This is a genomic window from Acidobacteriota bacterium, from assembly GCA_020853395.1.
GTDB lineage: Bacteria > Acidobacteriota > Vicinamibacteria > Vicinamibacterales > SCN-69-37 > JADYYY01.
Genome location: JADYYY010000016.1, coordinates 120,070 through 140,169 on the forward strand (window position 1 = coordinate 120,070; position 20,100 = coordinate 140,169).

The 20,100-nt window shown below is 70.3% G+C and carries 17 protein-coding genes; 13 read left to right on the forward strand and 4 right to left on the reverse strand.

Annotated features, from left to right (window positions below; genetic code table 11):
• Positions 1 to 392 precede the first annotated feature (392 nt).
• The 3 genes from IT184_15335 to IT184_15345 are packed head-to-tail and all read left to right on the forward strand — an operon-like array spanning position 393 to position 3,639.
• A complete protein-coding gene (locus tag IT184_15335) occupies positions 393 to 998 on the forward strand; it encodes a bifunctional precorrin-2 dehydrogenase/sirohydrochlorin ferrochelatase (protein ID MCC7010179.1) in 606 nt (201 codons plus the stop codon).
• Positions 995 to 1,837: a uroporphyrinogen-III C-methyltransferase gene (gene cobA, locus IT184_15340; protein ID MCC7010180.1), complete on the forward strand. Its 843-nt coding sequence runs from the start codon at positions 995 to 997 to the stop codon at positions 1,835 to 1,837. The genes IT184_15335 and cobA overlap by 4 nt, the downstream gene beginning before the upstream one ends.
• A complete protein-coding gene (locus tag IT184_15345) occupies positions 1,807 to 3,639 on the forward strand; it encodes a nitrite/sulfite reductase (protein MCC7010181.1) in 1,833 nt (610 codons plus the stop codon). The genes cobA and IT184_15345 overlap by 31 nt, the downstream gene beginning before the upstream one ends.
• Positions 3,640 to 3,687: 48 nt before the next feature.
• On the opposite strand, the gene IT184_15350 is transcribed toward IT184_15345, so the two are convergent.
• Together IT184_15350 and IT184_15355 are read right to left on the reverse strand one after the other, a co-directional pair.
• Positions 3,688 to 5,079 (reverse strand): NAD(P)(+) transhydrogenase (Re/Si-specific) subunit beta, encoded by a 1,392-nt coding sequence (locus tag IT184_15350; GenBank protein MCC7010182.1) that lies wholly within the window; start codon positions 5,077 to 5,079, stop codon positions 3,688 to 3,690.
• Positions 5,076 to 5,363 carry an NAD(P) transhydrogenase subunit alpha gene (locus IT184_15355; protein MCC7010183.1) on the reverse strand — a complete coding sequence of 96 codons (288 nt, stop codon included), beginning with the start codon at positions 5,361 to 5,363 and terminating at the stop codon, positions 5,076 to 5,078. The genes IT184_15350 and IT184_15355 overlap by 4 nt, the downstream gene beginning before the upstream one ends.
• Before the next feature lie 260 nt (positions 5,364 to 5,623).
• Between IT184_15355 and IT184_15360 the strand changes: the two genes are divergently transcribed.
• The 6 genes from IT184_15360 (at position 5,624) to IT184_15385 (ending at position 13,028) form a co-directional block, all read left to right on the forward strand.
• Entirely contained in the window at positions 5,624 to 7,768 is a 2,145-nt protein-coding gene (locus IT184_15360; GenBank protein ID MCC7010184.1) for a DPP IV N-terminal domain-containing protein, read from the forward strand.
• Position 7,769: 1 nt separating this feature from the next.
• Positions 7,770 to 8,624 carry a TlpA family protein disulfide reductase gene (locus tag IT184_15365; protein MCC7010185.1) on the forward strand — a complete coding sequence of 285 codons (855 nt, stop codon included), beginning with the start codon at positions 7,770 to 7,772 and terminating at the stop codon, positions 8,622 to 8,624.
• Positions 8,625 to 8,682: 58 nt separating this feature from the next.
• Positions 8,683 to 9,651, forward strand: coding sequence for an ArsR family transcriptional regulator (locus IT184_15370; protein MCC7010186.1), 969 nt, complete (start codon positions 8,683 to 8,685; stop codon positions 9,649 to 9,651).
• Between the two features lie 12 nt (positions 9,652 to 9,663).
• Positions 9,664 to 11,163, forward strand: coding sequence for an adenosylhomocysteinase (locus IT184_15375; GenBank protein MCC7010187.1), 1,500 nt, complete (start codon positions 9,664 to 9,666; stop codon positions 11,161 to 11,163).
• A 60-nt stretch (positions 11,164 to 11,223) separates the two neighbouring features.
• Positions 11,224 to 11,868, forward strand: a complete 645-nt coding sequence (locus tag IT184_15380; protein MCC7010188.1) for a cyclic nucleotide-binding domain-containing protein — start codon at positions 11,224 to 11,226, stop codon at positions 11,866 to 11,868.
• 86 nt (positions 11,869 to 11,954) lie between these two features.
• Positions 11,955 to 13,028 carry a 3-deoxy-7-phosphoheptulonate synthase gene (locus IT184_15385; protein ID MCC7010189.1) on the forward strand — a complete coding sequence of 358 codons (1,074 nt, stop codon included), beginning with the start codon at positions 11,955 to 11,957 and terminating at the stop codon, positions 13,026 to 13,028.
• 289 nt (positions 13,029 to 13,317) lie between these two features.
• Here IT184_15385 and IT184_15390 read toward each other — a convergent pair whose 3' ends face one another.
• Positions 13,318 to 14,448: a DUF1080 domain-containing protein gene (locus tag IT184_15390; protein ID MCC7010190.1), complete on the reverse strand. Its 1,131-nt coding sequence runs from the start codon at positions 14,446 to 14,448 to the stop codon at positions 13,318 to 13,320.
• An 83-nt stretch (positions 14,449 to 14,531) separates the two neighbouring features.
• Positions 14,532 to 16,133: a Gfo/Idh/MocA family oxidoreductase gene (locus IT184_15395; GenBank protein ID MCC7010191.1), complete on the reverse strand. Its 1,602-nt coding sequence runs from the start codon at positions 16,131 to 16,133 to the stop codon at positions 14,532 to 14,534.
• 170 nt (positions 16,134 to 16,303) lie between these two features.
• On the opposite strand from IT184_15395, the gene IT184_15400 reads away from it, so the two are divergent.
• The 4 genes from IT184_15400 to IT184_15415 all read left to right on the forward strand — a co-directional run bounded on the left by IT184_15400 (position 16,304) and on the right by IT184_15415 (position 20,084).
• The gene (locus IT184_15400; protein ID MCC7010192.1) at positions 16,304 to 16,810 is read left to right on the forward strand and encodes a YeeE/YedE family protein; all 507 of its coding nucleotides are present in this window, start codon (positions 16,304 to 16,306) and stop codon (positions 16,808 to 16,810) included.
• Between the two features lie 5 nt (positions 16,811 to 16,815).
• The gene (locus IT184_15405) at positions 16,816 to 17,256 is read left to right on the forward strand and encodes a YeeE/YedE family protein (GenBank protein MCC7010193.1); all 441 of its coding nucleotides are present in this window, start codon (positions 16,816 to 16,818) and stop codon (positions 17,254 to 17,256) included.
• 82 nt (positions 17,257 to 17,338) lie between these two features.
• Positions 17,339 to 19,123: a DNA mismatch repair protein MutS gene (locus IT184_15410; GenBank protein ID MCC7010194.1), complete on the forward strand. Its 1,785-nt coding sequence runs from the start codon at positions 17,339 to 17,341 to the stop codon at positions 19,121 to 19,123.
• 88 nt (positions 19,124 to 19,211) lie between these two features.
• On the forward strand, positions 19,212 to 20,084 hold the full coding sequence (locus IT184_15415; protein ID MCC7010195.1) for a hypothetical protein: 873 nt from the start codon (positions 19,212 to 19,214) through the stop codon (positions 20,082 to 20,084).
• Positions 20,085 to 20,100: the final 16 nt, after the last annotated feature.

Here is a 20,100-nt window from a genome sequence, read left to right on the forward strand (position 1 = left end):
CCATCGGTGTACGCAGGCGTTGCGCATCGGCACAACCGCCTTTCCGCTGGGGCCGCCGTGTGTTCCTGCTGCAACCCGCGTGCCCAGCGGCGGACGGCGTGGCTTCAGCGATCACGCTGCCTGCTGGAGAACGGCGATAGGCCAGTCTTTCCACCGGCCGGCTCCCCTGGACCTCTGCCACATCGCGTGCTAACGTTAGGGTTCTCATGGCGCTGTGCTGTACCTGCTGCCGTTGTCAGGCGTGTCCCTGCGAATCAAGGCACGCCGGTCCGGTGGGGGCGCATCGCGAATGATCTGAAGCACACGCGCCAGACGAGCTCAGCCCGCGGATCCGGTTTCGGGTCGCGGGCTTTTTCTTTTCGGGGTCGCGAGAGAGGTTTTGGGTGCATGAGGTGAGAGGGGACGACGACGGCCGCGAGCTGCTGCCGCTGTTCCTGAAGCTGGCCGGCCGTTCCGTGCTCGTCGTCGGCGGCGGCGTTGTCGCGACGAGCAAGATTGCCGCGCTCGCCGCGACGGGCGCACGCATCACGGTCGTGGCCCCGGAGATCGCTCAGCCCATTCGGCAGAGCGGCGCTGCGCTTCGCGAGCGGCCGTTCGAGGAACGTGACCTCGACGGGCAGTGGCTGGTGATCTCGGCGGCTCCCCCGGACGTCAATCGCGTCGTCGCCGACGCCGCGGCACGGCGGCAGATCTTCATCAATGCCGTCGACGATCCGGCCAACGCCACCGCGTATTTCGGCGGTGTCGTGAGGCGCGCGGGCGTGACGGTGGCGATTTCGACGGACGGGCGTGCGCCGGCCATCGCGGGCCTGCTGCGGGAAGGTCTGGAGGCGCTGCTGCCCGACGATCTCGACCGCTGGCTGGAGCGCGCCGACGTGCTGAAGCACGAGTGGCGGAGCACGGGCGTGCCGATGGCGCGCCGGCGCCCGCAGTTGCTCGAGGCGTTGAATCGTCTCTACGAGGCTCGGCGGGATGCCGCCGATCAGGGCGCATCATGACGAGCCGAGCGCATCGCCGTGGTGCCGTCCGGCCCGCCGGCCGTGAGCGGCGCGGCTTCGTGTCGCTCGTCGGCGCCGGCCCCGGCAGCCCCGATCTGCTGACGTACCGCGCGATTCAGCGGCTCCAAGACGCCGACGTCGTCTTCTACGACGGGCTGGTACCGCGGGCGATGCTGGCGCTGGCCGCGGACGCCGAGCACATCTCGGTCGCGCGTCGTGCAGGTTCGGCGACGCTGTCGCAGGAAGACGTCAACGTGCAGTTGATCGAGCGCGCCCGTCGCGGTCAGCGCGTGGTGCGGCTCAAGTCCGGCGATCCGTTCGTGCTCGGCCGTGGCGGCGAAGAAGTCCTCGCCCTCTCGAGCGCCGGTGTCTCGTTCGACGTCGTGCCGGGCGTCTCGTCCGCGATCGCCGCGCCGGCGCTCGCCGGCATTCCGGTGACGCATCGCGGGATGTCGTCGGGATTCGTCGTCGTGAGCGGGCACGCGGCCTCGGCCTACGAGCCGCTGCTCGGGTCGCTCGCACCGGAGTCGGCGACGGTCGTCGTGCTCATGGGACTGGGCCGGCGCCGCGCCATCGGCGAGACGCTGCGGCGCGCCGGATGGGCGGGCGCCACGCCGACGGCGATCGTGAGGAACGCGTCCCGGCCGGATCAGCACGTGTGGTGCGGCACGCTCGACGCGCTCGGCGTGGGCGACGCCGGCGCCGACGAGGCCGCCGACGACGATCCCGGCGTCATCGTGATCGGTCAGGTCGTGTCGCTGGCGACCGCCCCTGATCTCGCCCGTTCGTTCGCGCCAGAGGAGACCGTATGGCAGCCATCGACGACCCCAAGACGCTAGGACGCGCGCGCCTGTCGTTCGCGAAGGAGTCGGACATCGACGAGTTCGTGGACATGCTCGCGAAATTCGAGTCCGGCGAGATCGCGCCGGACCAGTGGCGCAGCTTCCGGTTGCTGCGCGGCACGTACGGCCAGCGACAGACCGAGGACGCCCAGATGCAGCGGATCAAGATCCCGCAGGGCATCCTGACCGTCGAGCAGATGGAGGCGCTCGCCGACGCGTGCGAGAAGTACTCGCGCGGCTTCGGGCACATCACGACGCGGCAGAACATCCAGCTCCACTTCGTGAAGCTGCACGAGGCCGACGAGGTCATGCGTCGCGTCGCCCAGGCCGGCATCACGACGCGCGAGGCCTGCGGCAACTCCGTCCGCAACATCACCGCGTGCGCGTACGCCGGCATCTCGGCGACCGAGCCGTTCGACGTGACGCCGTACTCCGAGATGATGACCCGCTACTTCCTGCGCCACCGGCTGAGCTCGTCGCTGCCGCGGAAGTTCAAGATCGGCTTCGAGGGCTGCGCGGAGGATCACGTCAAAGCGGCGATCAACGACGTGGCCTGGCTCGGGCGCACCGAGAACGGCCGGCGCGGCTTCCGCGTGCTGGTGGGCGGAGGCACGGCGACGATGCCCGTGAGCGGGCGCGTGCTGTACGAGTTCCTCCCGGCCGAAGAGATGCTGAACGTCGCGGAAGCCGTCCTTCGTGTCTTCCATGCGCTCGGCGACTACAAGCACAAGCTTCGGAACCGGATGAAGTTCCTGATGAAGAGCCTTGGATGGGATCGGTGGCACGCCGAGTTCGAGGCGGCGCTCGCGCAGGTCCTGGCCGAGGGCGGCGTGCCGCTGCCGTTCGACCCGGCGCGCGGGCCAGAGGAGCAGCCGCCCGCGCACCGCGCGGCGCCGCCGTCGATCGAGAGCATCGCCGCGCGCGTTCGCAGCGGCGAGGTCCGCGGCCCGGGCATCACGCCGGAGCCCGAGCCGGCGCTCCGCACGACCGACGTCGAGTTCAGCCGATGGGCGGCCACCAACGTGCGGCGGCAGAAGCAGGCCGGCTACGTCGCGGTCGTCGCGACGATCCCGCTCGGCGATCTCACGGGCAACCAGTTCCGCGTGCTGGCGGATCTCGCGCAGGCCTACAGCGACGGCACCGTGCGCGTGACGCCGACGCAGAACCTGGTGTTCCGGTGGGTGCGCGAGCAGGACGCGCGCGCGCTCTACGATCGGCTGGCGGCGGCCGGCCTCGGGCTCGGCGACGCGGACACGATCGCCGACGTGGTGAGCTGCCCCGGCGCCGAGTCGTGCAAGCTCGCCGTGACGCAGTCGCGCGGCCTCGGCAAGTACCTCACCGACTACATCCGCGAGCATCCGTCGCTCATCCCGCTGGCGCCGTCGCTCGACGTCAAGATCAGCGGCTGCCCGAACGGCTGCGGCCAGCACCACATCGCCGCCGTCGGCTTCCAGGGCGGCCTGCGCAAGCTCGACGGCCGCGCGGCGCCGCAGTATTTCGTGATGATCGGCGGCGGCGTGGATGCGATGGGCGCGACGTTCGGCCGCATCGCCGCCAAGGTGCCGGCCCGGCGCGGCGCTGAAGCGCTCGAACGGCTGGCGCGTCTCTACGCCGATGAGCGGCGCGACGACGAGACGGCCGCCGCGTACTTCAACCGGGTCGATCTGGCGACCGTGAAGAAGCGGCTCGCGGACCTGGAGATCCTGACGAAGGAGAACGCGACCCCGGACGACTTCATCGATCTCGCGGACACGACCGAGTTCGCGCCCGAGACGATGGAAGGCGAGTGCGCGTCGTAGCCGGCGTCCGGCCCTGACGCTCGTGCGGACGGGACGCGACGCCGGCGGCTAGTGGCCGCCGCCTTCGCCCGTGAGCTCCTTGACCACGTCGCCGATGACCTGCTTGGCGTCGCCGAACAGCATGAGCGTGTTGTTCGCGTAGTAGAGGTCGTTGTCGATGCCCGCGAAGCCGGGGTTCATGCTCCGCTTGATGGCGAGCACCGCCTGGGCCCTGTCGGCGTCGATGATCGGCATGCCGTAGATCGGGCTCTGCGCATCCGTTCTCGCGGCCGGGTTCACGACGTCGTTCGCGCCGATGACGAGCGCGACCCCGACCTGTGGCATCTCCGGGTTGATGTCGTCCATCTCGACGAGCCGGTCGTAGGGAATGTCCGCCTCGGCGAGCAGCACGTTCATGTGGCCCGGCATGCGCCCCGCGACCGGGTGCACGGCGAACCGCACGTCGACGCCGCGTTTCGTCAACTGATCGTAGAGGTCGCGCACCCGGTGCTGGGCCTGGGCGACGGCCATCCCATAGCCGGGGACGATGACGACGCTCTCGGCGTTGGCGAGCAGCTCGGCTGCGTCGGTCGGCGTCGCGCTCTTGACGGTGCGCTGCTCGGCCGCGCGCGCGGCCGCCTGGACGGTGCCGAACGCGCCGAACAGGACGTTCGTCACCGACCGGTTCATCGCCCGGCACATGATGATCGACAGCACGAACCCGGAGGCGCCGTCGAGCGCGCCGGCCGCGATGAGCAGCTTGTTCTCGAGCACGAACCCCATCGCCACCGCCGCGAGCCCGGCGTACGAGTTGAGGAACGAGATGACGGTCGGCATGTCGGCGCCGCCGATCGGCAGGATCAGCAGCACGCCGAAGACGAGCGCGAGCCCGATCACGATCGGGAACATCCACGCCTGCGTCGGATCGATCGTGAGCGCGACGGCGAGCACGGCGGCCGCGCCGAGCAGCAGGAAGCTGACGACGTTCTGCCCGCGGTAGGTGACCGGACGCGTCGTGATCCACTCGGCGAGCTTGCCGGCCGCCATGAGCCCGCCGGTGCACGTCAGGCAGCCGAGGATGACCTCGCCGGCGACGACCGCCATGCGGAACTGCGTGAGGTCGCCTTCGGCGAGCCACAGGTAGTACTTCGCCGTGCCGACGAGCGCCGCCGCCATGCCGCCGAACGCTTGCGACAGCCCCGTCCGCTCGGGCACGGCGGTGAGCGGCACGCGCGCGAGCGGGATGCCGAGCAGCGTCCCGGCGACGGCGCCGGCGGCGATCCACTTGTACGTGACGATCTCAGGGTTGAGCAGCGTGCCGCCGACCGCGAGCAGCATGCCGGCGACCGCGGCGGCGACGGCGCGACGCGCGGTCGCGGGCTGGCTCATCCATCGGAGCGCCAGGATGAAGAGCGCCGCCGCGATCAGGTAGAAGAAATCGGTGAGGCTGCCGAACGTCACGATCGGCCATCCTCGCGGCGCTTGAACATGCGAAGCATCCGGTCGGTGATCAAATAGCCGCTGACCAGGTTGGTCGTGGACGCGAACACGGCGATGGCACCGAGCCAGGTGCTCAGACCGTGCTCCTCTCCCGCCACGATCAACGCGCCGACGACCGCGATGGACGAGATCGCGTTGGTGAGCGACATCAGCGGCGTGTGCAGCAGCCGCGACACCCTGCGGATGACGTCCATGCCCAGGAAGCCCGCGAGCATGAAGACGAAGAAGGCCGTGACGAGATCCATAGCGACGGAGTTATATCAATCTCTCGAGCGTTTGGACATTTCCGGCGGCGCGCGCGACCCGTCTGCACATCGAACGACGTCCGCATGCAGCCCAGACGAGCGACACGAAGGAACGCGGTCTTGCGTTCGGCGGCGGGCGCGCTGAGTTGGACACCAGCCGGCGAAGTGCGATCATCCGGGCGACACGGGAGCAGCGACGGCGGCGGCCCGGACGCGCACCGTGCACCGCGCGCGCCGGACGGGCCGCAGGCACAGGACTCATGAAGAGACGACGGGTCGGATGGAGAACGGGCGCCGCCGCGATGCTCGCGGCGGTCGTGATGGCGGCGCCGGTGGCGTCCGGGCGCGTCGCGCAGGATCGTCTCCCCACGCTGCCCGGCTACGACGCCTACGCCCGCATGCAGGAGGCGATGCGTGGCGGGGTGGTCGATCCCGGCGCGCAGGAGGTCGTCTGGGCGCCCGACGGCCGATCCGTGCGGTATCGCCGCGATGGCCGAGTGCGGCGGTTCGATCTCGAGACCGCGAGCGAGACCGACGACGCCGCGCCGTCGCCGGCGCTCGCCGCGAGCTCGACGGCCGATCCGTGTCCGCGCGTGCCCGTCGACCGCGGCCGGCAGCGCGCCTGCGCGGCCTCGCCAGATGGATCGATGAAGGCGTTCTACCGCGATCGGAACCTGATCGTCAGCCGCGCCGACGGCTCCGGTGAAGTCGCGGTCACGACGGATGGGTCCGAGGCGAGCCGAGTGAAGTACGGCTCGGCGAGCTGGGTCTACGGTGAGGAGCTCGACCAGGTGACGGCGATCTGGTGGGCGCCGGACGGCCGGCGCGTCGCGTTCTACCGCATGGACGAGCGCCGCGTCCGCGACTACTACGTGCTGCTCGACCAGACGGCGCTCCAGGACACGGTCGACGTCGAGGCGTACCCGAAAGCCGGCAGCCCGAATCCCGTCGCCGACGTGCTGGTGTACGACCTGGCGTCGCGCCGGACGATCACGATGGACGTGCGGGAGGGCCGGCCGTTCGCCGACGACGTCCTGGGTCACTACGTGTTCGCCGTCGACTGGGCGCCCGACGGCAGCGAGGTGCGGATGCACCGCACGAATCGCCTGCAGAACACGCTCGAGCTCGTCGGCTGCGCGCCCGACACCGGCCGCTGCCGCGTCCTCGTGCGCGAGGAGTGGCCGAGCGGATGGGTCGAGCATCGGCCGACGTTCCGGCTCCTCGCCGACGGCCGCCGTTTCATCTGGGCCTCCCACCGCGACGGGCGGCGCCGTTACTACCTCTACGACGTCACCGGCCGGCTCTTGACGCCGCTCACGCGCGGCACGGGCACGGATGCCGGTGCGCTGCTCAAGGTCGACGAGGCCGCCGGCGTCATGTTCTACATGGCCAACGACGGCGACAACCGGCTCAAGGCGCAGCTCCATCGCGTGCGGCTCGACGGCAGCGACGATCGAAGGCTGACGGATCCGGCGTTCCATCACCGCGTCACGATCTCGCCCGACAGCCGTCTGTTCGTCGACGTCGCGCAGACGCACGAGCGGCCGCCCGCGAGCCGGATCGTCTCGGCCGCCGACGGCGGCATCGTCGCGACGCTCGGCGTCGCGAGCCTCGAGAAGTTCGACGCCTTGAAGCTCGCGCGGCTGGAGCAGTTCACGTTCACGGCGGCCGACGGTGCGACGCCGCTGTACGGCACGATCGCGTTTCCGAGCACGTTCGATCCGTCGCGCCGGTACCCGGTGCTGCTCTCGGTGTACGGCGGGCCGGAGGACGCGAGCCTCACGCCGGGCGAGACCTTCGACGTGCCGCCGGTTCGGGCGGAGCTCGGGTTTCTCGTCGTGACGCTCGGCACGCGCGCGGCGCCCGGCCTCGGCCGGCGGACGCTCGACAGCCTGTATCGCAAGCTCGGCCAGACGGAGGTCGACGACATCGCCGCCGGCCTTCGCGCGATCGCGGCACGGCCGTACGTGGATCCGCAGCGCATCGGGATCCACGGCACGTCGTACGGCGGCTACGTCGCGCTCATGGCGCTCGTGCGGTACCCGGAACTCTTCGCGGCCGCGTCCGCCTCGTCGCCCGTCACCGACTGGCGCCTGTACGACTCGATCTACACGGAGCGCTACATGGGGCTGCCCGACGAGAACCGCGACGGCTACGACAAGGGGAGCGTGATGCGCTACGCTGGAAATCTGCGCGGTCGCCTGCTCCTCTATTTCGGCACCGCCGACAACAACGTGCATCCGAGCAACTCGCTGCAGCTCCTGGACGTGCTCGCCAGGATGGGCAAGAGCGTCGAGGTGCAGGTCGGCCCGGACCTCGGGCACAGCGGCGTGCCGATGACGCGCATGCTCGAGTTCTTCGTGGACCATCTGATCGTTCGTCCCGACCGGCTCCGGGTGCCCTGACATGCGACGAACCGTCCTGATCGTGTTGAGCGGCGTGGCCGTCGCGGGCCTGCTCGCGTTCGGCCTCACGAAGCGGCTCATCGACTCGGAAGCCGGCCGCGGCGGGCGCGCGCCGCTGACCGCGGGCGCCGGCGTGACGCTGCAGTGGTCCGACCGGCCCGTGGATTTGCCGGCGCTGCGCCTGACCGATCTCGACGGCCGGACGATCACGAACGACAGCCTGCGCGGCAAGGTGGTGCTGGTCAATTTCTGGGCGACCTGGTGCGGGCCCTGCCGAGAGGAGATCCCGATGCTCGTCGGGCTCCAGGAGTACTACCGCGACTGGGCGGTCGTGCTCGGCGTGTCGATCGACGAGCGGCCCGCCGACGAAGTCCGGGCGTTTGCCGCCAACCTGAAGGTCAACTATCCCATCGTCATGTCATCGCGCGCGCTCGAGGCCGCGTTCGGCGGCATCCCGGCGGTGCCGTCCACGTTCGTCGTGAACCCTGACGGCAAGATGGTGCAGCGTCACATCGGGGCGCTGCCGGCGGCCCGAACGGAGCACGAGATCCGGGCGCTCGCCGGGCTCTTCACCGAGGCCACCGTCGAGACGGTGCCGGACAGCGGCCAGGTGTTCCTCTCGAACGCCGCGTTCGCCACGACCAGTCCCGGAATCGACATGACGGGGCTGCCGGCCGCCGAGAAGGAAGCGCTGCTGAAGACGCTCAACACCGATCGCTGCACGTGCGGCTGCGGCCTCACGGTCGCGCAATGCCGCATCAACGATCCGAGCTGCGAGGTGAGCCTGCCGCTGGCGCAGCGGCTCCTCGAATCGGCCAGGCGCGGGGCCGGCGCCACTCAGCAAATCGGCCCCTGATTGCCGGGTTGACCGCCCGGGGCGTCGTCAGTATCATTAAATCCGGATTATCGGATTGATGACGACGCCCGCGCTGCCGTTGCTCGATTCGTTCTCCGCGCTCGCCGACGCGACGCGCTGCCGAATGCTCTGGTTGCTCGAGCAGCACGAGCTGACGGTCGGCGAGCTCTGCGCGGTGCTCCAATTGCCCCAATCCACGGTCAGCCGTCACCTCAAGACGCTCGCCGACGCCGGCTGGGTGACCTCGCGGCGCGACGGCACGAGCCGCTACTACGCGCTGGCGATCGCGGCGGCCTCCGGCCACGCCGAGCTGTGGGAGCTGACGCGGGCCCAGTTCGCCGGCCGGCCTGGCATCGAGCAGGATGCGCGGCGGCTGGCCGCGGTGCTGGCGCGGCGCGGCGAAGCGTCGCAGCGCTTCTTCGCCTCGTCGTCCGGCGAGTGGGATCGGCTGCGCGACGAGCTGTTCGGCCGCGCGACGACGGTGCACGCGCTCATGGCGCTGTTGCCGGCGGCCTGGACGGTTGGCGATCTCGGCTGCGGCACCGGCGCGATCGTGTCGCTCCTCGCGCCGCACGTCCGCACGGTGATCGGCGTCGACGCCTCGGACGAGATGCTCGCCGCGGCGCGCCGCCGGACGGCGTCGTTTCCCAACGTCGACTTGCGGCGCGGATCGCTCGAAGCGTTGCCGATCGCCGCGGCGACGCTCGACGCCGCCCTGATGGTGCTCGTGCTGCACCATCTGCCGTCGCCCGTGCCGGCGCTGGCTGAGGCGTTCCGCGCGCTCAAGCCGGGCGCGCGGCTGCTCGTCGTGGACATGGCGCCGCACGAGCGCGAGGAGTACCGCCAGCAGATGGGGCACGTCTGGCTGGGATTCTCGGAGGATCAGTTGCGGAGGTTCGCCGAACAGGCGGGCTTCCCGTCGCTTGCGATGTACCCGCTGCCGCCGGCCGACGAGGCCAAAGGCCCCGCGCTCTTCGCGGCGGTCGCAGAGAAACCTGAAGACGCGCGGGCCGACACCCGCGCCTGAGAAGGAGAGTCAATGTCCACTGCTGTCGCTCAACACCACCCCTTCGATCTCGCCCGCCAGGCCGGACGGCTGCCGTACAAGGTCGCCGACCTGAACCTCGCCGAGTGGGGCCGCAAGGAGATTCGCCTCGCCGAAGACGAGATGCCCGGGTTGATGGCGCTTCGCGCGCGGTACGCGGGCAACAAGCCGCTCGCCGGCGCGCGCGTCATGGGATCGCTGCACATGACGATCCAGACGGCGGTGCTGATCGAGACGCTCGACGCGCTCGGCGCCGACGTCCGCTGGGTCTCGTGCAACATCTTCTCGACCCAGGACCATGCTGCCGCGGCGGTCGTCGTCGGACGCCCCGAGACCGGCGGCACGGCGGCGTCGCCGCGCGGCATTCCCGTGTTCGCGTGGAAGGGTGAAACGCTCGACGACTACTGGTGGTGCACGAAGGAAGCGCTGCTCTGGCCCGACGGCAGCGGGCCGACCCTCATCGTCGACGACGGCGGAGACGCGACGCTGTTCGTGCACAAGGCCTACGAGTTCGAGAAGGCCGGCAGGGTGCCGGCGTTCGATCCGGCGGCCGAGCCGGAGGAGTGGGGCGTCATCCTCGAGACGCTGCGCGTCGAGCTCGAACGCCATCCCGGCGTCTGGACCAGCGTGGCGACCGGGATTCGCGGCGTCTCGGAGGAGACGACCACGGGCGTGCACCGGCTCTACGAGATGAAGAAGAACGGGTCGCTGCTCTTCGCGGCGATCAACGTCAATGACTCGGTGACGAAGAGCAAGTTCGACAACATCTACGGTTGCCGCCACTCGCTGCCCGACGGCCTGGCCCGCGCCACCGACGTCATGCTCGGCGGCAAGCTGGCCGTGGTCTTCGGCTACGGCGAAGTCGGCAAGGGGTGCGCGCAGGCACTGCGGGGCCAGGGATGCCGTGTCGTGATCACCGAGATCGACCCGATCTGCGCCCTCCAGGCCGCGATGGAAGGCTACGAGGTCGTCACCATCGACGACGTCGTGGAGAAGGCCGACATCTTCATCACGGCCACCGGCAACTTCAACATCATCACCGTCGACCACATGGCCCGCATGAAGGACAAGGCCATCGTCGGCAACATCGGCCACTTCGACAACGAGATCGACATGGCTGGCATCAAAAAGGTGCCCGGCATCGTCCGGAACACCATCAAGCCGCAGTACGACGAGTGGCAGTTCCCGGACGGCCACAGCGTGCTCGTGCTCGCCGAAGGGCGTCTCCTGAACCTTGGGTGCGCCACCGGCCACCCCAGCTTCGTGATGTCCGCGTCGTTCACGAACCAGGTGCTCGCGCAGCTCGAGCTGCACGCGAACGCGGAGAAGATCGGCAGGAACGTCCTCATGCTGCCGAAGCACCTCGACGAAGAGGTCGCGAGGCTGCACCTCGAGAAGCTCGGCGTGAAGCTCACGCGGCTGACCGACGAGCAGGCCCGATACATCGGCGTGCCGGTGAACGGTCCGTACAAGCCCGAGCACTACCGGTACTGAACGGATGCGAGTGGACGTCGCGGCCGTCCGTCGGCAGGCGGGGCACTATGATAGCCGCCGATGACGGCCGCCTTCGTCCACGTCGGCTACGCGTTGATGCTCGCCGCGCTCGTCGCGCGCGACATCCTGTGGCTGCGCGGGTTGCTCGCCTGCGCGCAGTCGCTCATCGGGTTCTACGCGTGGCGGATGGGCGTGCCGGCGATCGCGGCGTGGAACCTGCTCTTCGTCGGCGTCAACGCCACGTGGGTGGCGCGCATCCTCCACGAGCGCCGCGCCGTGTCGCTGCCGGCCGATCTGCGCGCGCTCTACGAACGCCACTTCGCGGCGCTCACGCCGCCTGAATTCCTGCGGTGGTGGCGGCAGGGCCGGCGCACGCGGCTGCGCGGCGTCCGGTTGGCGCGAGACGGCGAGGTGCCGGACGCGCTCTACTTCGTGATGGAGGGCGTGGTGCGGATCACGCGCCGCGGCGAGGCCGTCGCCGAGCTGCCCGCCGGCTACTTCGTGGCGGAGATGAGCCTCATCACCGGCCAGCCGGCGAACGCGGACGCCGACGCGGTCGGCGAGGTCGACGTCGTGCAATGGCCGCTCGACGAACTGTCGAGCCTGCGCGCGCGCAACCCCGTGCTCTGGACGAAGATCCAGTCGGTCATCGGCCACGACCTCGTGAACAAGATCAACCGGAAGGAGCCGGTCTCGGCCCTCTAGCCCGGGATCAGGTCCGAACCGAGGACCAGGGACGCCCGGGACCAGGACCGTGGGCGCAGGGCGGCTAAGATAAAAGGTATATACCGATGATCCACCGCACCGATGACCTCCGGATCCGGCAGCTCAAGCCGCTGATTCCTCCCGCGATTCTGCTGGAGGAGGTGCCGACGACAGAGGCAGTGTCGACGCTCGTGGCGCGCACGCGCCAGCAGATCGCCGACGTCCTTCATGGCCGCGACGATCGCCTGCTCGTCGTCGTGGGGCCCTGCTCGCTGCACGATCCGGCGGCCGGGCTCGAGTACGCGACGAGGCTCGCCGAGGTCAGCCACGCGCTCGGCGAAGACCTCTTGATCGTCATGCGCGTCTACTTCGAGAAGCCGCGCACGATCGTCGGATGGAAGGGGCTCATCAACGATCCACACCTCGACGGAAGCTTCGCGATCAACGAGGGGCTGCGGATCGCGCGCCGGTTCCTGCTGAGCGTCAACGCGCTCGGGCTCGCCGCCGCCACCGAGTTCCTGGATCCCATCACGCCGCAGTTCCTCGCGGACCTCGTGTCGTGGGGGTCGATCGGTGCACGCACGTCGGAGAGCCAGGTCCATCGCGAGCTGGCGTCCGGGCTGTCGATGCCGGTCGGGTTCAAGAACGCGACGGACGGATCCGTGCAGGTGGCGATCGACGCGGTGCGATCGGCGGCGCATCCGCACCAGTTCCTCTCCGTCACGAAGCAGGGCTTGGCGGCGATCGTCGCGACGAACGGCAATCCCGACTGCCACATCATCCTGCGCGGCGGCACGAGCGGACCGAACTACTCGGAGGCGCACGTGCAGCACGTGGCCGAGGAGCTCGGCGCGGCCGGGTTGCCGCCGCGGCTCATGGTCGACTGCAGCCACGCGAACAGCGGCAAGGATCCTCGCCGGCAGCCGATCGTGCTGCGCGACCTGGCGGATCAGATCGGGCGCGGCAGCCGCGCGCTCTTTGGCGTCATGCTGGAGAGCTTTCTCGTCGGGGGGCGACAGGCCGTCGCTCCGGGCCAGCCGCTCGTCTACGGCCAGAGCATCACGGACGGCTGTCTCGAATGGGAGGCCACCGCACCGCTCCTCACCGAGCTCGCGGTGGCCGTACGCGAACGGCGGCAGACCTCCGTCTCGGCGATCTGACCCAGCGCATCGGGGCATCGGGAGAGCGGCTCAGCGGGACATCGCATCGGATCATCGGATCATCGGGACATCGAGCATCGGCAGTCCCGATGGTTCGCCCCGATGTCCCGACGATCCGATAGCCCGATGGTCCGATAACCCGATGATCCGATGGCCCGGCGAGCTGCTCGTCGAGTCATCGGTCACCGGCTCAGCGGGACGTCGCATCGAATCAACGGGCTATCGAGCCGGGGAGTTCCGATGGTCCGCCCCGATGTCCCGATAACCCGATGATCCGATGCCCCGATGACTAGGCTCCTGCCTTGGTAATCGGCGTGACGAGGATCTTGCGGAAGGTCACGAGCGAGTGGTCGCCCTGGATCATGAGCGGGCCGGGCGCCAGTTCGTCGTTGTCGAGCGCGCCGCCGGTGAAGGCGGGCAGCTCGGCGTTGTTGTGGATCCGGACGTCGTTGAACCACACCGAGATCCGGTTGCCGACGACGATGGCCTCGAGCTTCTGCCATTCGCCGGCGGGCTTGCCGGCGTAGAAGTCGGCGGCCTTCCATCCGTAGATGGCGCCGAGGCTCTGCCGGCCGGCGGTGGCGCCGCCGATCGCGCCGAGCGAAAGCTGCAGCTCGTAGCGGCCGCGGATGTAGAACCCGCTGTTCTGCCGTTCGTCGAGGTTCAGCTCGGCCTCGACCTTGAAGTCCTTGAACTTCTCCTTCGTGTAGATGTTGCAGGTCGGCTTCTCGCCAGGGCCCGGCACGGCGTTCTTCATCGTGCCGTTCGTGAACGTCCAGCGGTTCACGCACTCGGTCTGCCAGGTGTCGGGCGTGAACCCGGTCCAGGCCTCCTGCCCCGCACCCGGGCCGACGATCACGACCGGCTTGCCGTACGTGTGGATGCCGTTGGCGTTGGCGTACGGCCAGACCGGCTGGTGGGTGCCCACCCACTTGATCGTGCGCGGGGCCGGGGCAGGGGCCGGAGCCGCGGGTGCGGCGGCGGCGCGGCCGGCGGCCGGCGCGGCGCCGGCTTCACCGCCGCCAGCCCGTCCCCGGCCGGCGTTCGGATTCGGCGCGCACGGCGGTCCCGGCAGCTCGTGCTGCCCGACGAGCTTGCCGCCCTCGACCTTCGCGCGGTAGATCGGGCCGCACGGGCGCACGGGGCTGTCGAGCGTGCCCTCGCCGGCGCCCTTCTGCCAGACCAGCTCGCCATTCTGAACGCTGATCGAGGCGACCGGCGTCGCGTGCGCCGACCGATCGAGGAACATGCCGTGGAGCTTGCCGTCCTTCTCGGTGACCTCGAGCCAGTAGATCAGGTTGGTGTCGGGCGCGACGCCCCGGAGATTCCATCGTCCCAGGAACTGGGCCTGCGGCTGCTGCGCGAACACCGAGGCGGTGGCCGCGGCCAGCAGGCCGGCGATCATCAACTTCACACGCATGACTGCACTCCTTCCGAACCTCACGAATCAGAACCTTCGTCCGCCCGCGACGACCTGCCTCGGGCGCGCGTCTCTCGAATGCGCTAGAGCGAATACCCCCGACGGTACGCGCGCGTCAGGAACTGGCCGGCGGCCGGGCTGTTGGTGACCTCCATCCGGGCGCCGTCGTAGTGGAGCTTGGTCTTGGCCCGCAGCGACGCGACGCCGAGCAGCATGATCTCGTTGAGATGCGCGGCATAGCTGAACGGGCACGAAATCGTGTCGCGGCCCCGGATGGCGTTCACCCAGTTGAGCTCGTGCGACTCGTGCGGCACGCGGTCCATCGTTTCCTTCGGCGGGCCGTAGCTGTTGTGGCGCTCGGCCGGCAGCAGGCGCGGCTTCTGGCCGTAGGTTTCCTGCACCATCTTGCCCTTGGTGCCGATGTACAGAATCCCGCCCGCCGGATCGACACGCTCGTCGCCGAGCTCCTCGGGACGCGGCGGCATGAGCCCGCCGTCGTACCAGACCATCTTCACCGCCGGCTTGCCCTGCCGCGGCGCGAACTCGTAGTAGGTCATGGTCGCGGCCGGATACGTGTCGCCGTTGAACGGCGTCGCGATCGTCTCGATCGACGTCGGCAGCCCGAGATCGAGCGCCCACACCGGATGGTCGACGAGGTGCGCTCCCATGTCGCCGAGCGCGCCCTGGCCCCAGTCGACCCAGCCGCGCCAGTTGAACGGGTGATAGATCGGGTGGTACTCGACCTCGGGCGCCACGCCCAGGAAGAGATCCCAGGCGAGGCCGTCCGGCACGGGGTACTGACCCATCGCCGCGGCGAGCCGCTGGTTGACGCCGTTGTTGTTCCAGCTCAGCTTGCTGGCGTCGCCGCGCATCGCCGCCGGGCGCGGAACGCCCTGCGGCCAGTAGCCGAGCGGCCGGTTCGTCCAGACGTGGACTTCGGTGACGTCGCCGAGCGCGCCGCCCCGGATGTACTCCTGGCCGCGCCGCGCGTCGTCCTGCGAGTGGCCCTGGTTGCCCATCTGCGTGACGAGCTTCGGATTCGCCGCGGCCTGCTTCACGAGGTGCCGGCACTCGTGCACGGACCAGCAGAGCGGCTTCTGCACGTACACGTGCTTGCCGGCGCTCATCGACGCCGACGCGATGATGGCGTGCATGTGGTCCGGCGTGGCGACGACCACGCCGTCGATGTCCTTCTGCTTGTCGAGCATCTCGCGGTAGTCGCGATACTTCGCCACCTTGGGCATCTGCTCGTCGACGAAGCGCTTCAGCGTGGCGGACGGATCGGGCGCGGCCCACTTCGCGTTGGCGGCCTGCTGCGCCTTCGACGGGCCGAAGCTCCGGTACGCGGACACCGGCGCCGCCGGCGCGCTCGCCGCAGGGCGGGCCGCCGCCGGCGCGGCGGCCGGGTAGACGCGGTCGCGCCACTGCTTGAGCTTGTTCTCGAGCAGCGTGTTGTCGACGTCGCAGATCGCCACGATGTTGTGGCTCATCAGGTTCTGCGCGTTCGACGCGCCCATGCCGCCGATGCCGACGATCGCGACGTTCGCCGTGTCGCTCGGCGCCTGGACGCCGCGTCCGAGCACGCGGCGCGGCACGATCATGAAGCCTGCGGCGCCGGCCGCCGTCGACACGAAGTCTCGCCGGGTCAGGCCCGGACGCTGAGGGGGATGACCTTGGTCGCTCACAGTCGCCTCCTTCGGACAGGCTGCGGCACGCCGCGGCGGGCCGGCACCGAGATACGGGAGTGGGGGAAACGCTCGCACGATTTGGCTTCATGGTCAAGCGAGCCGCGGCCCTGTGACCCTGAGGCCGGTTGCAGACCTCCGGCCGGGGACGGCACAATGGCCGAAGACCGATGACGCTCATCCTTCATGACTTGGCGCCCATGCACTGGGCGCTCGCAGGCGCGGGCATCGCCGCCGTGACGCTGGTCCTGCTCTGGGTCGGCAACCGCCGCCTGGGCATCTCGACCGGGTTCGAAGACCTCTGCAGTCTGGCGCTGCCGCTGCCGTATTTCCGGCGTGGCTCGCTGCTCGGCGCGCGGCGCTGGCGGCTGCCGTTCCTCGCGGGCCTCGTGCTCGGCGGCGCGCTGTCGGCCCTCGTCGGCGGCGGTTGGGCGCCGACGTGGGATCTGGGCATGTTCGACCGGATCGTCCAATGGGGCCCCGCGGGCAAGCTCGCCTGGATGTTCGCCGGCGGCCTGCTCATCGGCTTCGGGACGCGGCTCGCCGGCGGCTGTACGAGCGGCCACGGCATCTTCGGCCTCTCGAACCTCGAAGCCCCGAGCCTCGTCTCGACGTTGGGTTTCATGGGCAGCGGCGCGGTGACGACGCACCTCGTCTATCGCGTGCTGTTCGGCTGAGCGCGATGCTGTATCTCGTGCTCGGCACGGTCTTCGGGTTCATCCTCAGCCGATCGGGCGCGGCCGATTACGACTTCATCCAGGCGATGTTCTTGTTCCAGAGCACTCAGCTCTACGGGATCATCGGCACGGCGGTGCTCGTCACGGCACCCGGCCTGTGGCTGCTGAAGCGGCGCGGCCGCACGATCGCGGGCCGCCCGCTCGCGATCGAGCGCAAGGCGTTCACGCGCGGCACCCTGGTCGGCGGTCTGCTCTTCGGCGTGGGCTGGTCGATGGCCGGCATGTGCCCGGGCCCGATGTTCGTCAACATCGGCGAGGGCAAGCTCTACGCGCTGGCCGCCCTGGCCGGCGCGCTCACCGGCGCCGGGTTGCTCGGTGCCGTCTACCCGCGCCTCCAGCGTCCGCTCACGCTGCCGCCGATCACGGTCGGCACGGGAGAGGGATAGGTCGGCGGGCGTGCGCGCTGCCGATCTTCATTCGGAGACTGCCGGCTGAGCCGATTCTCGGTGCGCCGATCGAGGATGGGCGATGCACGCTGAGTACGCGTCGCGGCTCGAGGAGCGGCGGCGAACGCTCGCCGCGCTCGAACGCGTGCACGCGCGCTTCAGCTACGTCAGACTCGGTCTCGCCGCGGCGGCGATCGCGACGATCGGCGTCGGCGGCTGGGGCGCGGCGGCCTGGCTGGCCCTGCCCATCGGCGCGTTGCTCGTCGTCGCCTTCCTGCACGCGCGGCTGCTGAACCGGCGCGACGCCGCTCGAGCCGCGATCGCGTTCTACGAGCGTGCGCTCGATCGGCTGGCGGGCCGATGGGCCGGCCGCGGCCGCAGCGGCGACCGCTTCAAGCCCGCCGATCATCTGTACGCCAGCGACCTCGACCTGTTCGGGCGCGGCAGCCTCTTCGATCTCGTCGCGACGGTGCGGACGGACGAAGGCGAGGAGACGCTCGCGCGCTGGCTCCTGGCCCCGGCGCCGCCCGACGTCGTCCGCGCGCGCCAGGCCGCCGTGCGCGAGCTGTCGCCGCGCCTGGACCTGCGCGAAGCGGTGGCCGTCGTGGGGCAGGCCGTGCGCGACCAGGTCAAGGCGCGGCTCCTGCGCGCGTGGGCCTCGTCGCCCCGGCGGCTGCCGGGCGGGCCGATCCGCCTGCTGTTCCCGGTGCTCGCCGCGATCTCGATCGCGACGCTCGCGCTCTGGCTGGTCCGCACCGGCGGCGACCTGAGGGATCCGCTCGCCTACGTCGTGCTCGCGGTGCTGGCGGCGCAGGGACTCGCCGCTCAGATCTTCCGCAACCGCGTGCACGACGTCGCGCACGCGGTGGACGAGCCGTCACACGAGCTCGACGCGTTCGCCAGCCTTCTCGAGATCCTCGAGCGGGAGCGGTTCCAGACCGACCACCTCCGGCGCTTGCAGGCCGACATCGTTGGCGACGACGTGGCGTCCGGCGAGATCCGCCGGCTGTCGCAGTACGTCGCCATGCTCGCGTCGCGCGAGAACGTGCTCTTCGCGCTGCCCGCGTCGCTCGTCCTCTGGACCACGCAGTGGGCGTGCGCCGTCGAGGCGTGGCGAGCGCGCCGCGGCCCGGCGCTCACGCGCTGGCTCGCGGCCGTCGGCGAGCTCGAGGCGCTGCTCGCGTTCGCGACGCTGGCGGCCGAACATCCGGACTACGCGTTTCCGGAGATCGCCGACGGGCCGCCGAGGCTGACGGCCGAGGCGATCGCCCACCCGGCGTTGCCGGAGCGCGCCGTGGCGAACGACGTGTCGCTCGGCGACGGCCCGGTGCGGCTGCTGATCGTCAGCGGCTCCAACATGTCGGGCAAGAGCACGCTCCTGCGCACGCTCGGCGTGAACGTCGTGCTCGCTCAGGCGGGCGCGCCCGTGCGCGCCGCGCGGCTCGTGCTGACGCCGCTCGACATCGGCGCCTCCATCAGCATCCACGACTCGCTCCTCGACGGCCGGTCGAGGTTCTTCACCGAAATCCAGCGGCTCAAGCGCATCGCCGATCTCGCGGAAGGTCGCCGCGGGCACGTGCTGTTCCTGCTCGACGAGATTCTCGGCGGCACGAACTCGCACGACCGGCGCGTGGGCGCCGAAGCGCTTCTCGCGGCGCTCGCGGCCTCCGGCGCCGTCGGTCTCGCAACGACGCACGACCTCGCGCTCGCCGAGATCGCCGAGCGGCTCGCGCCCGCCGCGGCCAACGTGCACTTCGAGGATCAGCTCCTCGACGGCACGCTCGCGTTCGACTACCGCATCCGCCCGGGGCTCGTGCGCACGAGCAACGCGCTGCGCTTGATGCGCGGCATCGGGTTCAAGGTCTGATCGCGCGATCGCCGCGATCGTGCTCTGTGCAATTGCGTGCAGGTCTGCTACGATGCGTGCGCTCGATTCGTACGGGAGGCCATCCGAGGTGTCCGATAAAGACCCGGGAAGTATCGGTTCCAGCTCCGCCCTGCAGGATCAATTCAAAGACGAAGCAGAGTTCGAACCGAAGCCGTCGAAGGCCGAGCGCGAAGGATTGCCGCCCGGCTATCGCATGCGGGCCGACGCCCATTACGTCGACAATCTGACGTCCCGCCGTGAGCGCGTGCTCGCCGACGCGTCGCGGGGCGACGCCGATCGCGCGGATGCCCGCGATCGCACCGACAGGCTGCTGGCCCAGCTCGCCGAGGATCTCGCGACCATCGACTCCGCCGTCGCGGCGCTCTCCGGCGACGCGTCGCGCCTCGCACGGCGCGTCAACGTGGATCTCGCCAAGTCGCAGGTCTGGCGTGCGACGTGGGCGCTCCGAGCGAACGCGATCCTCGCCGGCACGGCGCGCACGCAGATCCGGCCGCGCCCGCTCGCGTTCCTGCTCGGTCAGGTGCGCGGCGGCTGGGCCGCCGAATGCCGCCTGCTCGGCGTGTCGCTCGAGGTGCAGGCTTCCGACTGGAACGCCGTCGTCTCGGTCGACGAGTCGAGCGTGATCGCCGGGCTGACGGGCGCGATCATCGCGACGATCGGCGTGCTCGGCCAGCCGGAAGGGGCCACGCTGGTGCTGTCGGCGGCGGCGGCGGGCGGCGAGCTCCGCACCGTCGAGATCACGCAGGACGATGTGGTCGTTGCGCCGCAGGTCGCGCAGCGCTTCTTCGATGCGACGTGGGCGGAGCGGCCGGGCGGCTGGATCGCGGGGCTCGGCGCCGCGGCCGCGAAGGCGGTCGCGCAGCAGCACGGCGGCGACGCGCGGTTCGAGAGCGACGTCGACGCCGGCAGCACGATCACGCTCGGGTTCTCGCGCCGCTAGGCGCACGAGCTCCCGC

Coding starts and splice junctions, on each gene's coding strand:
- cobA (MCC7010180.1), top strand. CDS start 995: ATGACGAGCCGAGCGCATCGCCGTGGTGCCGTCCGGCCCGCCGGCCGT.
- IT184_15345 (MCC7010181.1), top strand. CDS start 1,807: ATGGCAGCCATCGACGACCCCAAGACGCTAGGACGCGCGCGCCTGTCG.
- IT184_15355 (MCC7010183.1), bottom strand. CDS start 5,363: ATGGATCTCGTCACGGCCTTCTTCGTCTTCATGCTCGCGGGCTTCCTG.
- IT184_15360 (MCC7010184.1), top strand. CDS start 5,624: ATGAAGAGACGACGGGTCGGATGGAGAACGGGCGCCGCCGCGATGCTC.
- IT184_15365 (MCC7010185.1), top strand. CDS start 7,770: ATGCGACGAACCGTCCTGATCGTGTTGAGCGGCGTGGCCGTCGCGGGC.
- IT184_15370 (MCC7010186.1), top strand. CDS start 8,683: ATGACGACGCCCGCGCTGCCGTTGCTCGATTCGTTCTCCGCGCTCGCC.
- IT184_15375 (MCC7010187.1), top strand. CDS start 9,664: ATGTCCACTGCTGTCGCTCAACACCACCCCTTCGATCTCGCCCGCCAG.
- IT184_15380 (MCC7010188.1), top strand. CDS start 11,224: ATGACGGCCGCCTTCGTCCACGTCGGCTACGCGTTGATGCTCGCCGCG.
- IT184_15385 (MCC7010189.1), top strand. CDS start 11,955: ATGATCCACCGCACCGATGACCTCCGGATCCGGCAGCTCAAGCCGCTG.
- IT184_15390 (MCC7010190.1), bottom strand. CDS start 14,448: ATGCGTGTGAAGTTGATGATCGCCGGCCTGCTGGCCGCGGCCACCGCC.
- IT184_15400 (MCC7010192.1), top strand. CDS start 16,304: ATGACGCTCATCCTTCATGACTTGGCGCCCATGCACTGGGCGCTCGCA.
- IT184_15405 (MCC7010193.1), top strand. CDS start 16,816: ATGCTGTATCTCGTGCTCGGCACGGTCTTCGGGTTCATCCTCAGCCGA.
- IT184_15410 (MCC7010194.1), top strand. CDS start 17,339: ATGCACGCTGAGTACGCGTCGCGGCTCGAGGAGCGGCGGCGAACGCTC.